The sequence below is a fragment of the Paenibacillus lentus genome (genome assembly GCF_003931855.1).
Lineage (GTDB): Bacteria > Bacillota > Bacilli > Paenibacillales > Paenibacillaceae > Fontibacillus > Fontibacillus lentus.
The window spans coordinates 1419808-1435820 of sequence record NZ_CP034248.1; the positions used below are offsets into that span (position 1 = coordinate 1419808).

Annotated in this window: 12 protein-coding genes; all 12 read left to right on the top strand. The window is 46.6% G+C overall.

What is annotated here, in order from left to right; all coding sequences use genetic code 11:
• Window positions 1-159: 159 nt before the first annotated feature.
• The 12 genes from spoIIID (at window position 160) to EIM92_RS06470 (ending at window position 15905) form a co-directional block, all read left to right on the top strand.
• Window positions 160-444, top strand: a complete 285-nt coding sequence (spoIIID, locus tag EIM92_RS06415; protein WP_125081974.1) for a sporulation transcriptional regulator SpoIIID — start codon at window positions 160-162, stop codon at window positions 442-444.
• A gap of 241 nt (window positions 445-685) precedes the next feature.
• The gene (mreB, locus tag EIM92_RS06420; RefSeq protein ID WP_125081975.1) at window positions 686-1684 is read left to right on the top strand and encodes a rod shape-determining protein; all 999 of its coding nucleotides are present in this window, start codon (window positions 686-688) and stop codon (window positions 1682-1684) included.
• Window positions 1685-1767: 83 nt separating this feature from the next.
• Complete coding sequence (locus tag EIM92_RS06425; protein WP_125081976.1) at window positions 1768-2649, top strand: flagellar hook-basal body protein; 882 nt, start codon at window positions 1768-1770, stop codon at window positions 2647-2649.
• 14 nt (window positions 2650-2663) lie between these two features.
• Window positions 2664-3482 carry a flagellar hook-basal body protein gene (locus tag EIM92_RS06430; protein ID WP_125081977.1) on the top strand — a complete coding sequence of 273 codons (819 nt, stop codon included), beginning with the start codon at window positions 2664-2666 and terminating at the stop codon, window positions 3480-3482.
• A gap of 12 nt (window positions 3483-3494) precedes the next feature.
• The gene (locus EIM92_RS06435; RefSeq protein ID WP_125081978.1) at window positions 3495-3695 is read left to right on the top strand and encodes a DNA-directed RNA polymerase subunit beta; all 201 of its coding nucleotides are present in this window, start codon (window positions 3495-3497) and stop codon (window positions 3693-3695) included.
• A gap of 290 nt (window positions 3696-3985) precedes the next feature.
• Window positions 3986-4408 (top strand): 3-hydroxyacyl-ACP dehydratase FabZ, encoded by a 423-nt coding sequence (gene fabZ / locus EIM92_RS06440; RefSeq protein ID WP_125081979.1) that lies wholly within the window; start codon window positions 3986-3988, stop codon window positions 4406-4408.
• A gap of 76 nt (window positions 4409-4484) precedes the next feature.
• Complete coding sequence (locus EIM92_RS06445; protein WP_125081980.1) at window positions 4485-6203, top strand: phospho-sugar mutase; 1719 nt, start codon at window positions 4485-4487, stop codon at window positions 6201-6203.
• 168 nt (window positions 6204-6371) lie between these two features.
• Window positions 6372-8393, top strand: a complete 2022-nt coding sequence (locus EIM92_RS06450; protein ID WP_125081981.1) for a DUF5693 family protein — start codon at window positions 6372-6374, stop codon at window positions 8391-8393.
• Window positions 8366-9580 carry a polysaccharide pyruvyl transferase CsaB gene (gene csaB, locus EIM92_RS06455; RefSeq protein ID WP_125081982.1) on the top strand — a complete coding sequence of 405 codons (1215 nt, stop codon included), beginning with the start codon at window positions 8366-8368 and terminating at the stop codon, window positions 9578-9580. Before EIM92_RS06450 ends, csaB begins: the two co-directional genes overlap by 28 nt.
• 69 nt (window positions 9581-9649) lie before the next feature.
• Window positions 9650-10345 carry a WecB/TagA/CpsF family glycosyltransferase gene (locus EIM92_RS06460; protein ID WP_125085036.1) on the top strand — a complete coding sequence of 232 codons (696 nt, stop codon included), beginning with the start codon at window positions 9650-9652 and terminating at the stop codon, window positions 10343-10345.
• A 114-nt stretch (window positions 10346-10459) separates the two neighbouring features.
• Window positions 10460-11581, top strand: coding sequence for a glycosyltransferase family 4 protein (locus EIM92_RS06465; RefSeq protein WP_125081983.1), 1122 nt, complete (start codon window positions 10460-10462; stop codon window positions 11579-11581).
• A gap of 379 nt (window positions 11582-11960) precedes the next feature.
• Window positions 11961-15905 carry an S-layer homology domain-containing protein gene (locus EIM92_RS06470; RefSeq protein ID WP_125081984.1) on the top strand — a complete coding sequence of 1315 codons (3945 nt, stop codon included), beginning with the start codon at window positions 11961-11963 and terminating at the stop codon, window positions 15903-15905.
• Window positions 15906-16013 lie beyond the last annotated feature (108 nt).

Genomic DNA, 16013 nt, shown 5'->3' on the forward strand with positions numbered 1-16013 from the left:
AAGGCGAAGAGCTTTATAGCTCTCCGCCTTTTCTGCCGTTCGGCATGGATATTTAAAATAAATGATCTTGTCCGGGCTTGTCAGGCCTCCGAAACCGAGAATATATGGGGACGCCCCTCATATAATGTACCAAACTATCTCGAGTAGGGAGGCGGGAGCGTGCACGATTACATCAAAGAACGGACGATTAAAATAGGACGCTGCATCGTGGAAACGCGGCATACGGTTCGGACAATTGCCAAGGAATTTGGCGTATCCAAAAGCACGGTGCATAAAGACTTAACCGAGCGTCTTCCGGAAATTAATCCGGATTTGGCAGATCAGGTGAAGCACATTCTCGAATATCATAAGTCCATCCGGCATCTCCGGGGAGGAGAGGCAACCAAGATTAAATATAAGAAGAAAGGGCAGAGCAAGCGGGAGACAATCAGCTCCGCAAAGTAACTTTTGTCACGGACGTTGCCATCCATTTAAGCGGCAGGATTGTCATTGAACACATCCCCCAAAGTATGGTATTTTTAAATATGGCATGGAAAAGTGGATTTTTATCAATAAATCGCGAAATATAAAGGGTTAATCAGATTTTTTGTCGAATAATAACGGAGTAAATGAAGGGAAACTTTTACCATAAATATTAGGGCTGCGTTTCCATGATTTATAAAATACGCTTTGGGGGAGCATCGGGATGATGAGCAAGGATATTGGTATTGATTTAGGCACGGCAAATGTATTGATTCATGTGAAAGGTAAAGGGGTCGTTCTCGATGAACCGTCTGTTGTAGCGATAGAAAGCGACACGAAGCGCGTTCTTGCCGTTGGCGAGGATGCGAGGCGCATGGTAGGGCGTACACCTGGAAATATTGTTGCGATCCGTCCGCTTAGAGATGGTGTCATTGCTGATTTTGATATAACGGAAATGATGTTGAAGCATTTCATCAATCGCGTCGGAGCGAAGAGTTGGTACAGTCATCCCCGTGTCCTCATTTGTGCGCCAACGAATATTACATCAGTCGAGCAGAAATCGATCCGTGAAGCCGCAGAGCATAGCGGCGCGAAAGATGTATTTTTGGAAGAAGAACCGAAGGCGGCAGCGATTGGTGCTGGAATGGACATATACGAGCCGAGCGGCAATATGGTTGTTGACATCGGCGGTGGAACGACGGATGTGGCGGTGCTCTCCATGGGAGACATCGTCACGGCTTCGTCGATTAAAATTGCTGGTGACACTTTTGATGTTGCCATTATTAAATATATTAAAACGAAGTACAAGCTTCTGATCGGGGAGCGGACGGCCGAGGATATTAAGATTGCCATTGGCACGGTTCATCCGGCAGGAGTAGTGGCTGAGCTGGACATCCGGGGAAGGGATATGGTCTCCGGCTTGCCGTTAACGATTACCATTACCTCGAGGGAAGTTCAGGAGGCGTTGTCGGATCCAGTCCATTCGATCGTGACTGCAGCCAAATCGGTGCTGGAGCGGACTCCGCCAGAGCTGTCTGCGGACATTATCGACCGGGGCGTTATTTTGACCGGCGGGGGGGCTCTCCTGAATGGATTGGACGAGCTGTTATCGGAGGAGCTGCGGGTTCCCGTGCTAATCGCCGAGGATCCGATGCACTGCGTTGTAAAAGGTACGGGAATGATGTTGGATAATTTGGACAAAGTCATTAAGAAAAAGTTCTAAGCGACCGATATATATATGAGTATGTCATTTTGATCTTCATCAAACACAATTATAGATAAGTTAAACAGTTTGGAGGTTGTCCCATGTTAAGAGGTCTCTACACCGCAGCATCCGGTATGATCACGGAGCAAAGACGCCATGATACGGTGACGCAGAATATAGCAAACATCAATACACCGGGCTACAAGCAGATGAATAGTGTTGCACGAGCTTTTCCCGAAATGCTAGTATCGCTCGTGGGTGATAATACAACGGGTACGCGGCGGATTGGGAAGCTGAATACCGGAGTCTTTGTGGAAGAGAACTTACCTTTTTTTATGCAGGGGGACTTGAGGGAGACAGGGAAAAATTCGGATTTTGCCCTTATTTCCAATCTGCAATTGGAAGATCCTGCTACGGGGGAGCCTATTCCGTTCGATGCTTCTGGAAAATATGTTACTGAGGATGGAGAGATCATCTATCGTCCGTCTGCATTTTTTTCCGTCATGGACAGCGATGGGAATGTTCGATATACTCGTGACGGAAGTTTTTATGTAAACCCTGAGGGAGAGCTAAGAACGATGCAAGGCTACCAAGTGCTTGATTCGGAAGGGAATGCGATTGTCTTGGGGCCCGATCAACCGATCAATTCACTGCAGATTGATGCACTGGGGAACTTGCAAATCAATGGCGAGGCGATTGACATTCAAATGGGAATTGCCGTTGTTACCCGGCCGCAGGCACTCTTCCGTGAAGGAAACGGCGTGTACCTCGTTCAGGATGAGGAAGCAGCGGGAGTCCGTGCTCTGGAAGAGGACGAGCAGGTTCAGGTAAAGCAGGGTTATATTGAAGGTTCTAATGTGAGCATTGCCCAATCGATGGTTGATTTGATGGCCGCGCAGCGGGCTTATGAATCCAATCAGAAAATGATTCAGTATTATGATAGAAGTTTGGATAAAGCGGTTAATGAAATCGGCCGTGTTTAATATAGGAGGGCCACATGAATAACTCAATGATTAGTGCTATGGTATCCATGAATGGAATTCAGCAGCGTCTGAATATGATTGCCGACAATATGGCAAATGTTGATACTGTAGGATATAAACGCAAGGAAGCGGATTTTCAAGATACGCTGAATAGCGTCATGCAGCAATCCCCCGAATTTCAACAGCCTGGTCGCGCTACCCCGCTTGGTTTAAATATGGGATACGGCTCCCGCATGGCAGAGCTGTCTGTGAACTTTACCCAGGGCACGCTGAAAGAGACCGGCAATATGACGGATCTTGCCATTCAAGGCAACGCGATGTTCCAAGTGATGACTCAAGAGGGTGAAATTGGTTTTACCCGAGCGGGTAATTTTAATCTCCAGCCTAACCCTGAGGATCCGGCAACGAGCTATCTCGTGACTAGTTTGGGAAATCCCGTATTAAATACCGATGGAGAATTCATTGAAGTTCCTTCCGGCTCCAAGCTGCAAATTGATGGAGCAGGAAATATTATAGCTGTAGATGGAACAGTGGAGACGGAAGTCGGACGTATCGGGTTAGTTACTCCTCTGCGTCCCGATTCGCTGATCCAGAAGGATAGTAATTTGTTTGTTTTGCCACCGGGCGAAATAGAGGGGGTAATTATTGCCACCTCAGATCTGGCTCTAGAAGAACAGGCTACGATTCGACAGGGCGTCCTTGAGAATTCCAATGTCGACCTGGCAAATGAAATGGCTGAAATGATGAAGGTGCAACGGGCCTATCAGCTTGCTGCACGTGCGCTAACTTCCAGTGATACAATGATGAACTTAGCCAATAACTTGCGTGGATAGGTGGAGAATTTCATGAGGCAAGACAAGAAACCGGTTAAGAAACGTTCTGCCTGGGTCGTGCTTCTGCGGATCTTTCTCATCCTGCTGTTCCTTGGCCTGGCACTGTTTGGAGGAGCAGTCTTAGGTTATGTCGTACTCGGCAAGCAGGATATCAGCGGTGTCCTGGAATGGAGTACATGGAGACATGTGTTTGACTTAGTTTTTGCTCCATAACAGGTGCTAAATCATGAGATAGTTGTAAAAAAGTTGAAATAATTGACGAAAGACTCCCGTAAATCGGGAGTTTTCTTTTTTAAAGCGGAAAATGTATAATGATGGGGGTACTGTGTACAAGAAAAAATCAAAAGGGCTTGCTCCATAATCGGCACTATGCCTCCTATGGATCAGCCCCTTATCTTAACCCTCGCTTCTGCAGAGGCGAAGGATAATTACAGTTTGGCCGTCCTCCGTCTTTTTTATACGGCAGGGTAGTGAAAAATAGAATAGTGAAGGGAGCAGTACATATGTTAGACTCGAAACAAATTCAAGAAATTATTCCACATCGCCCGCCATTTCTATTGGTGGACCGTATCATTGAAATGGAGGAGGGCAAACGGGCCGTTGGTATTAAGAATGTTACGGTGAATGAGCCGTTCTTCGCGGGTCATTTTCCAGAATACCCGGTGATGCCGGGTGTACTTATTACAGAGGCGCTTGCCCAGGTTGGAGCGGCAGCGATTCTCAACGTGGAGAGCAATCGGGGGAAAATCGGTTTTCTAGCTGGCCTTGATGGCTTTCGTTTTCGCGGACAGGTCGTTCCTGGCGATACCTTGCGTCTTGAGGTGGAAATTACCCGACTTAAGGGTTCCATTGGCAAAGGCCGAGCTGTAGCTTCGGTGGAAGGCAAGGTTGTGGCAGAAGGCGAGATCATGTTTGCGCTGTCCTGATGATGTTTTTGCCCCCCCATCGACAAGTGGCTTGTGTCAAAGATATAGATAAATTATTTGAGGAGGAGCATTAACCATGGCTGAATTGAGTCATAGCATTGAAGAGAAAGTGAATGGTTGGCTTCAAGATCCTTCGATTGATGAAGCGACAAAAGAAGAATTGAGAGCATTGACGGGTGATCCTGCGGAGCTGGAGGATCGTTTTTACCGGGACCTGGAATTTGGTACAGGAGGACTTCGCGGCGTCATTGGTGCTGGAAGCAACCGCATGAACCGTTATACCGTGGGGCGTGCAACGCAAGGCTTGGCCCAATATCTGCTTAAAGCACACGGCAATCAAGAAGGGCGGCCATCGGTCGTGATTGCGCATGACAGCCGTCATTTTTCCCCGGAGTTTGCGTTAGAAGCCGCATTGGTGCTGGCAGGGAACGGAATTGAAGCCAAGCTGTTCCCATCCCTGCGCCCGACACCGCAGCTATCCTTTACAGTTCGTGACCTTGGAGCTACCGGTGGAATTGTTATTACGGCAAGCCATAACCCGCCGGAATATAACGGTTATAAAGTGTATAATGCCAACGGTGGACAACTGGTTCCGCATGAGGCGGAGCAGGTTATCGCGAATATTAAAGAGCTGACTTCCTTTGAACAGGTAAGGCGTCTGACGAAAGAAGAGGCGGAAGCTCAAGGCCTGCTTGTCTGGCTGGGCGAAGAAGAGGATGAGGCGTTTTTTGACGCAGTAGCTGGAGCTAGCTTGAATCCTGAGCTGCTATCGTCTGGAGCGGGGAAAGATGTTGTCGTTGTATTTACTCCTCTTCATGGTACGGGTAATGTACCTGTACGCCGCGTGTTGGATAAACTGGGCTTCACGCAGGTTCATATCGTCAAGGAGCAGGAACAGCCTGATGCGGAGTTCTCGACCGTGAAATCGCCAAACCCGGAGGAACGGGATGCTTTTAAGCTGGCGATTGAGCTGGGAGAGCAGGTGGGCGCGGATATCCTGATCGGTACCGACCCGGATGCGGATCGGATGGGCGCTGTGGTCAAAAATGCTGCAGGCAAGTATGAAGTTCTGACAGGCAACCAGTCTGGCGCGATCCTTGTTCATTATATCCTGAGCCAGATGAAAGAAGCTGGTAAGCTGCCGAGCAATGGGGCAGTCGTTAAGACCATCGTTACGAGTGAATTCGGCGCTGTAATTGCTCGATACTATGGAGCGGAAGTCTTCAATACGTTGACTGGGTTTAAATATATCGGCGAAAAAATGGATCAATTCGAACAATCCGGGGATTACACATATTTGTTCGGTTATGAGGAAAGCTACGGTTATTTGGCTGGTAATTATGCCCGGGATAAAGATGCGATCGTTGCTTCTACGCTCATTTGTGAAGCTGCCGCTTACTATAAGCAGCAAGGCAAATCGTTGGTCGATGTGCTTGAAGAATTGTACGCCAAGTTCGGCTACTATCGCGAATCGCTAGTGTCCCGGACGTTGAAAGGCAAAGACGGTTTGGCGCAAATCGTTGCGCTGATGGATCAATTCCGGAACGAACCGCCAAAGAGTATTGGTGCTGTTTCGGTAACGAAAGTCGAAGATTTTTCTCTGGGTCTCTATGGATTGCCGAAAGAGAATGTATTGAAGTTTTCGCTTGAGGATGGCTCATGGTTCTGCCTCCGTCCTTCTGGTACAGAGCCAAAGATCAAGTTTTACTTCGCGGTAAGAGGATCTTCAGGAGCCGATGCCGCAGCGCTGTTGGAGCATTTGCAGGAAGAAGTGCTGAAGCATGTTGGTGAATAAGTCTAGGGTGCAATAAATGTATAAAATTGAATTGAGTTTGAATGAGTAATTTTGCTTGAGTGCTCGCCAATGTTGGCGAGATGGATTTCATTTTGTCTTCTCCCGGGGGCTTCAGCCAAGCTGGATGAGACCGGGAGGAGGCGGGATTCATATTGAGGAGGTACCTTTGTGATCCAAGGTTGGCCGCGGTGGAATAATGCTTCCCGCAAATGGTTGTGGATATTAGTTGTAGTCGGCATTGTCGCTTCTTTGCCTGTCATTTATCAGCGTGTTCAGACAGAAGGATCGGCGAAGAAGGTGGAGTTTGTTTTTAATTATCGCGGATTGCTGGAGGTAGCAACCTATCAAGCGGACCCTACGGCCTTTATGGACGAACAGCTCGATCGTTTGAAGGAGGCTGGCGTCGGCTCGATGGCGATGTTTGAGACAACATTGGACGAGCTGTCCAAAGCTCGCCGGATTATGCTGTTTACGGCGGCGGATGTTGCCAAGCAGAATAATACCGTGATTGCCGAGAATGGCAACTATACTTACGTTGCTTTTACGAACGAGGAAAACGACCGGCAGCTTAGACCGCTCATCGAGCAGGGGCTGAGCAAGTTGGACATCGCTGTTTTCCCCTGGCAGTATGGGGAGCACGGCGGTCTTATGATTGCCGCGGGGCCGGAGGATGCGGTGTTGAAGCCGCTTCTGAAGACGGACCCGATTGCCTTTGCGATGCTGCGTGATAAAGGCTTTAGCATCGTACCTCGTCTTAGTGATAATGTACCGTTTAATGAAGAAGATATCGACAAACTGCTGTCTTTTTATAAAGATAATGGGGTAACGCGTGTCATGCTCGACGGGGAAGGCGTAAAAGGCTTCCGTGAGAATGAGGAGAAGAACAGCATTGAGACAATGGCGAATTTATTGAACAAACACGAGCTTGGGATCGTCGCTATTGAAAATATGAGGGTTCAGCCTAAAGGCTTCCATAAGATCGCTTATTTGACTGATTATAATGTAGTTCGCTTGTTCTCGCTGTCGGATACCGACGTTAACCTAGATAAGAAGATCGTTTCTGATAAGATCGCCTTAGCGACTAAGGATCGTAATATTCGCATGATTTATATTAATGCCGCTCCAAGTAAGGACATGCAGAAGGCGGCGATGACGCATCCGCTCGATAATATTGTTCATACGCTATTGGAGCCAGGAAATGCCGTAGAGCGCGTGAAGAAAAATGGCTTTGAAATAGGACAAGCCGAAGCATTTCAAGTTGTTGATGCGCCTTGGCAAAAATATTTGAAAGCTATTGTCGTAGCAGGTGGTGTGGCGTTTGTGGCGCTCTTGGTGTCCATCTTTGCACCATCACTGACACTCGTCTCATTCCTGATCGGAATGGTGGGTTCCGCTGGATTGTATGTATTGAAGCCTACTTTGTTGGAGCAGGCTCTCGCTTTAGGTGTTTCTATCAGTGCGCCTACGATTGCAATGATTCTGGCTGTGCGCAAGGTGAGAGAGCTTAATAAAGCGATACCGGATATGTCAGCAGGTCGCAGGCTGACTCACACGCTTGTGCTGTATTTAAAAACCGCGGTGCTGTCCTTGTTGGCTGTGCCATTTGTAATTGCTTTGCTAAACAATATTACGTACAGTTTGGTTCTTAGCCAGTTCCGAGGAGTCAGTCTGTTGCATTTGGCACCGATATTTTTGGTTGCTGTTTATATTATGTTTTATAAGGGTACTAGCTTGGTGCAGGAATTACGAGCCTGGATGCGCCTGCCAATTACTCTGGTAATGGTAGTGGCAGCGGTTGTGCTGGGTGCCGCCGCATTCTATTACTTGTCACGTACCGGGAATGCGGGTACGCCGCTTCCGGGAGAAGCGGAATTCCGAGCGATGCTGGAGAATACATTTGGTGTAAGGCCTCGTAATAAGGAGTTTTTATTAGCTCATCCATTGTTCATTGTCGGTATATTTGCGGCTTTCCGTTATCGCTGGGCTTCATATGCTATGATTGTTGCGGTAATTGGTCAGCTGTCAATGGTAGATACCTTTGCTCATATTCATACGCCGGCCGTGCTGTCGCTCATTCGCAGCGTGCTTGGATTAGGTCTTGGCTTGATCTTTGGATTATTGGCCGCTTTAGTATGGTATATCCTTGAAAGGTGCTGGGAGAAATGGTCACCACGTCTTCTCAAACCGTAGTTGTTTCCGGTTATTACGGATTTCGTAATATCGGGGACGAAGCGGTGCTGCAATCGATTCTGGCTGCTCTTGAAGAAGAGAGTAAGGCAGCTGGGATCAGGCTAGAGCCCGTCGTCCTATCGATTGATCCGGAGTGGACGACCCGGACTTATAGTGTAAAGGCTGTGCACCGGATGAAATTTGGTGAAGTAAGGAACGCTATTAAGAATAGTAGCGGCCTTATTAGTGGCGGGGGTAGCCTGCTGCAGGATGCGACGGGGATAAAGTCTATCCCTTATTATTTAGGCGTCATAAAGCTGGCGCAATGGATGCGTAAACCGACCTTCATTTATGCTCAAGGGGTTGGGCCTGTAAATCGCGGGATTTTCCGTCCTTTCATTGCTTCTGTGTTCCGCCGCTGCGAGTATGTCTCTGTTCGCGATGTAGAATCAGCAGCGTTACTTAAGGCTACCGGCGTTCCGAAGAATATGATCGAGGTCGTTCCTGATCCGGTGATGGGATTGTCCCTGCCGGGTGATACGAATTCAGAAGCAGAAGCGAGCTTATCAGATAGCTCGGCTTCCCCGGCAAGCACTGGAGCTTCTGTGGCGAGTGGCGAAGCGAAGAACGCAGCAGGAGCAAATTCCGCCAGCCAGCGTGAGCTTCCGGTTGTCGGCGTCTCCGTCCGCTACTGGAATCCGCAGCGCGCAGAACTGATGAAGCTGGCTGAGGGACTGAATGCGATCATGAGTAGAATGCCTTTTCATATTCGCTTTCTGCCCTTTCATTATCCTGGCGATGAAGAGGCTTCCCGTTTCGTGATGAATATGTTGAATCCTATCAATGAGTATGACAGCGAAGTGAGCATTGCGCCTCAAAGCGAGACTCCACTGGAGATGCTGGAGGAAGTCAGCCGTTGCGATTTACTGATTGGCATGCGGCTTCATAGTCTGATCTATGCGGCTTCGCAAAATGTACCGCTGCTCGGCATCTCGTATGATCCTAAGATTGACCATTTCCTGGCTCGTCTCGGCAGTGTGCCTGTGGGAACAAGCTTTGATCTGGATCACCGTATTGTCGCTGCCGAAAGCGAGCGCCTTCTGCTGGATCAAGAGGGGTGGCGCACATCGCATGCAGCACAGCTGGAGGCGCTGCGGCGCGAAGCCCAGCTTCCGGCAAAGCGAATCGTGGAATATTTACGAAAGTAAGGGGAGCTTGATGTGGAAGGCGACAACAATATCGTGACGATTTTTGGAATCCCCTTTTCTAAATGGGGAATGCAGGAGACAGTTCAGTATTTGACCGAGGTGGTTTCCGCTCGTAAACCGCATCAAGTAATCACTGCAAACCCGATTATGGTCATGGCTGCTTTGGAGAATCCTGCCTATAAGCAGATGATGCAGCAGGCTGAGTTAATCGTGCCTGACGGTTCAGGCGTCGTCTGGGCTTCCCGGGTCGGTGGTGATCCAGTGGCGGAACGGGTGGCCGGCTATGATCTTTTGCATGAATTAATGAAGCGGGGAGAGCGTTATCGCTGGAAGGTCTATTTGCTTGGAGCTAGCCCCGAGGTTGTGCAGGAAACCGCGAAGCGGCTCAGGGAACAATATCCCGGGACGGAAATCGTAGGATATCGGGACGGTTATTTTGGCTTGGAGCAGGATGACGAGATTATAGCAGAAATACGTAGAACAAGCCCGGATTTGCTGTTCGTTGCCCGCGGCGCGGATAATCAGGAGCCATGGATCGCCAAATACAAACATCGGCTTGCTGTGCCCGTCATGATGGGTGTGGGTGGCAGCTTTGATGTTATCTCTGGACGAACTAAACGGGCCCCTAAGGTGTTCCAGAAGCTTCGGCTTGAATGGTTATACCGTTTGTTAAAGGAACCGACCCGGTTCCGTAGAATGCTTGCGCTGCCGAAATTCGTAGTTCGCGTGCTACGTGAGCGAGGAAACCTGACAAAATCGAATTAAACAAGTTACTTTTGAAGGATAACGGCGCAGTATGCTCATATTACGGACTTGGTGATTTACTTTTAAACAGAGTATAATTCATTCCGGGCATAACAATTGGGGGTTGAATTTTACATGTGGCTTATATATATCATCGGGTTTATCGTGTCGCTCGGCCTGGCGCTTGGGTTGACACCGCTCGTAAAGAAGTTTGCTTTTAAAGTCGGTGCGGTCGACGTGCCGAATGCGCGCAAAGTGCATACAAAGCTAATGCCGAGATTGGGCGGAGTGGGAATCTATTTAGCATTTATCGCTGCTTTTTTTATCGTACTTCCGTTTATTCCGGAATCTTTCTCTGTGCGTGAACTGAATTTTATTAAGGCGTTTCTTGTTGGCGGTACAATGATTCTGTTGCTTGGGGCGCTGGATGATCGTTTTGATCTATCAGCAAAATTGAAGTTTGTTGTGCAAATTGCTACGGCGTGTGTGGTCGTATTTGGTTTCGATATTAAACTGGAATTTGCCAATATTCCTTTTTATACGTATTCATCTGTTGAGAGCTGGATTGCTATTCCCTTCACCATCCTGTGGATCGTAGGCGTCACGAACGCCATTAACTTAATCGATGGCTTGGATGGGCTGGCCGCGGGGGTTTCCGCGATTGCGATCGGGACGATTGCTGTGATGGCATTCTTTATGGGGAATGTGGTTGTGGCTTTACTATGCTTACTGCTGCTTGGCAGCATCATCGGCTTTCTGTATTTCAACTTTCATCCGGCCAAAATATTTATGGGCGATTCGGGAGCCCTCTTCCTTGGATTCAGTTTGGCGCTGCTCTCGCTTCTCGGCTTTAAGCAGATTGCGATCGTGTCATTCTTAACGCCGCTCATCTTGATTGGCGTCCCTTTATCCGATACGCTATTTGCGATCGTTCGCCGCTGGATGCAGAAGAAGCCGATTTTCTCGCCGGACAAAGGTCATCTGCACCATTGCTTGCGTGAGCTAGGATTCACTCACCGTCAGACGGTGCTCATCATTTACGGCATCGCTGCATTTTTCGGCGTGCTTGCTGTCATCCAATCGTCGGCTGCTATGTATAATGCAAACTGGGTAACCTTTGTCGTTATTTGCATCATGGTGTTCTTCCTGCAAATCGGTGCTGAAGTCATCGGCCTGATTGGCAAGACCAAGCGACCACTGCTCGATTTCTTTGCTCGTCTGCGCATGAAGGCTGACACGGAGCGCGGATCGAAGTGAAGCTGTTGGAAGTAATAGTAAATTGGAACAATAAGAGATAGAGTTAGACGAAATCATAAATTTTTATTATCGGACAACCCTTACTGCGTTTTAAACGTTGGTAGGGGTTGTTTTGTTTTAAACAGACTGCTGAATACTGCTGAATGTAGTTGCTTTAATCCTAACTTTGGGTCATGTAATCATTCCCCTTACTGTTGTAAGAGAAGATTTTTCTAACGTTTTACTTTCATTCCTATATCAGTAATTCAACTTTAGTAGATACAATTTGGATATATTTCTAAATATTTAACTGTCTTACACCGATAATTAAATTATGTGATGAATAGGGGCAATTAGCACCGCTTACAAAAGTAAATAAAAACAAAGGAGAGATTAGTGCATGCAGCGCTTGAAGAAGCCATTAGTGTGGTTGGCCTTGCTATCATTAATTATTGGAATTGTTCCAGTTGGCCTGACCCAAACTGTTGAAGCGGCGACGCCGCCAACGTATTTTATTCCGGATGACGTTAAACTGCAAAGTACGAATTCATTAGATTTAAACAGTACTGACCCGGTATTGGGATTAAGCAGACAAAGTGTCAAAGTATCAGCTACTGAGAATTTTTTGGTAGAGGGTATTTTTAACCAGGTAAGCAGTGATCTTGAGGTAACTGTCCAGCAGTTGAACTCAACAACATCGGGGGGATGGGCACCGGATAGCACTCGTGTTATTACGGATAGAGTAACGGATAACGGTAATAACCGTTTTACTGTTAACTTGCGTCTATTCTCTGGCTACAACAAAGTAACATTTTCGGGGACTCAAGGTAATAATAAACGCTCAGACACATTCTATATTTTATATGACCGGATCCCAACATTGGTGAGTGCCAACGTATTGTATCCTGGCGGTGGTGCAGATCCAGTCAGCTTAAATGAAGATGCAAGAGCTGTAGTAACTAACAACAGAATCATTATTAGAGGTAATTACGAGAACGCGACGAAGATTACTCTTTCCATTGGCAATGATAGCGGACAAATTGCTACGCTAATTGATAGCCAAAAGGAGTTCTTCTCGAGTTATATGGATCTCCAACCAGGCTTAAATACACTAACGATTGCTGTAGAGAACGAGACCAGTAAAGTTACGGTAACAAGAGAACTATATTTCTTTGATGAGAATCAGCCTTTTGTAGAGCTTGGTCTAAATCACTCGGCATATGCAGACCCGATTGACCTATTGAGCCAGACGATCCCTACCGTAGCACAGACACCGGATAGTGCGGGTCTGACAGGTCAAGTGTTGCTTCCATATAAGTCAGTTTCTTTTAACGGTAACAATGAGTTGAGAGTGGAAGTGAACGGTACTGCTCCGGTTACATTAACAGCAACGGCATCAGAGGATTTGATTATCCCTGGTCCTGATGGACAAACGCCAACCTACCGTTTGGTAACATTTACAACGAACGGGGAATTTCCTTTTGATGGGACGGATCTTCAAAACATTGAAATAGCTATTACTTATGGGCCGTCTCCAACGGATAGATATGAAGCGAATAAACGGGCTTCCTTTAAATATTTGCCGGGACAGAAAATTATTAAGAATATGTATTTGCTAGAAGGATATGACGGCAATACAGCTAACTATGATATGGCTACGAAGAAGCCGTTAAACAATGCTCAGGTGAGTTCTTCAGAATTCTATATCTTGGTAGAAAGCGACTCACCGATTACAAGCTCGCCATCATTGAAGGGAACCTATCTTCCGTTAAGTGCGAGAGATGTCACTTTGACTTATGTTGCACAGCCAAGCGGTCTGATCAATCAGGCTGTTTATAGAGTGACAGGTTTCTCAAGTGGTACGCAGCAAGTTCGTTTCTATTTTGATGGTTCTGTTGATGCTTTTTATAATGCCTCTATTTCCTATGTCTCAAGAAACAGAATTTATGTTAAAGATTTGCTGGATGGACAGACAATCCAATTGGATTCTAGTTCATCGTCAGGTAGAACAGTATCGCTAAGTGGTCAATATATAGGCTTTGGAAATGACGGAGTATCGGCACATAACTTCTATAATCAGGTTATTGTTAACGGGGTGGAACAGTTACCCGGAAACCAAGGGAGTTGGTTAAACCAAATCTCGGGTGAATTTTCGCTAGATTTTAATGTAGATAATAATGGCCCGCTTTATTACGGTCAAAACACTATCGTGTTGAAGGGGAAGACAACGGGAGCTAATCCTACAGGTACTACTCCAACAGAAATTAGTGAGACGATTCGTTTCTTTATTATTGACACGAACGTTTCCACAGTGGAGAAGTTTATCCCTGTTGCAGCTCCGTTGGTCAGCTCGGACCGACCAGTATTTTATGAGAATTTTGGCAGTAATAATTTAAGTAAAATATTTGAACAGGCTACAGATTTTATTCCAACGGCTGAAGGGTTTGCCACCGGTAGAACAAGCTATGATTTAGTTCTTCATGGAGGCGGCGCTGAGAAAGTCGAACTTTATAGCGGATCGACGCTGATTTTCAGCACGGATATTGATACGAGCCAAGCGAATAATCACAAGGTCGGTGCTACCTATGGCACTAACGGTTTAATTTACGATTTCTCGGGAGACCAGAATAACTTTGTTCTGCGAATTCGGGATATCAAGTTTGATAAGGATATTTCAGCGGTACATGTTTATAACCTGGACTTGATCAACAGAACGGGATCTCGTACTACGCAGAAGCTGGAAGTGAAACGAGAAGTTTCGGCTTTCCGGATTCTGGCGCCACAGCCAACCGTAGGTGAGGATATTATTGTTAACCGCAACTTCGTTCGTTTTGATATCGAAGCAGAAGGAGCGACAAGTGTCAAAATTGGCAAGGAAGAAGCGGTGAAACGCACAGATCTGCCGAGTGATGCAACCAGCCGCTTTATTCTGGACTATGTTGGATTGAAGAAGGATGCATGGACCACAATCAAAATTGAAGTTGATCGCAACGGCGTTAAGTCGAACACAGATATTAGGGTTTACTATGCGAGTGCTGTAGCGGTAGACTCGCAATTCATGGCAGAGAAAGTGAGCAATAAATACAGTGTCTTTAATAAAAAACTAGAACTATCCTTTCCAAAAGGGACAGTGCTACAAAATGCAGTAATTCCGAGAAATACGGTTGTTAAGTTCTATCCAGATAATAAGTTGTTATTCGGAATTGCTGATCCAACAGATGGAGTTGTTGAAAGAAGAAACGACTACGGTAATATTATTTTCGATCCACTAAGTGGAGAAGATAGCGGTTATCGAAAAATTGGAAAGCCTGATTACGAAGTTAGTTTGTTTAATATGAATGCTAATACATTCAACTTTATTAGAGTGTCCGACGTTTACTGGATCAGTGGTGGAATAGGTGAGCTTGGCAATTCACCTGCAATGAATGGATTGCCTCCGTATTCTTCATGGTATTCATATCCATCGGCCGATAGCCACGAACCGATTAGTTTCATGGGCGTAGATGCAACTCGCAGATTAAAGCCGTCTCAACGTGGTAAGTTGACTTTGGCTTTTGACCCTAATGTGGTTGACGCTGCTGGTACAGCAATTACTGTTTTCCGCATGTCGGACAGCGGTGTTTGGGAGAATATCGGCGGCGAAGTGGATACGAAAAAAGGAACCATCACCGTTCCATTTGATGAATTTGGCTACTATAAAGTAATGAAGTTAAGAAGCAGCTATAAAGACATTACTAACCACGGCTGGGCCCGTGAAGTATTGAATGCCCTGTATTCCAAAGGAATTATGATGAACAACGGATTGCGTTCGGATTCCTTTGGTACTGACGACACTGTGAAACGCGGTGAGTTCGCTACATTGTTAGTTAAGGGATTAAATCTTCCGCTGAACTATGATGATAATCAAACGTTCTTTGACGTTGTCCCAGCGGCTAAGACGAATACCTGGTCCTATGCCTATATTGAAACAGCGGCAAGGGCGGGGATTATCTCAGGCCTTGGAGAGGGTTACTTTGGAGTGGACGAGGATTTAACAAGAGAGCAAGCGGCAATTATGATTGCTAGAGCGCTACGTCTCAAATTGGATGCTAATGACTCCAAACTGCAGTCTTCATTGTCGAAAACATTCCTAGATTCCTCTAGAATAGACGTTTACGCCCGTCCAGCAGTACAGGCTGTCTATAAAGCAAAAATAATGACTGGAACGCCTGTGACGGTTCCTGGGCAGAAGAAGAGCTCGCTCAACTTTAATCCGAAGAGTTCAATGACCCGAGCTGAAGCTGGTAAAATAACCGTAGAGCTTCTAAAGAAGAGTACGAAAATTTTCCCTAAAAACTTAAGTTAGTTATTACAGAGCTCTTTCCCGTGATGAAAGCGGGAGGGCTCTCTTTTTTTCCAATTACATCATTTTGTAATTTGCTGGAGATTACGTTACAATAGCAGAAGTAAGTAG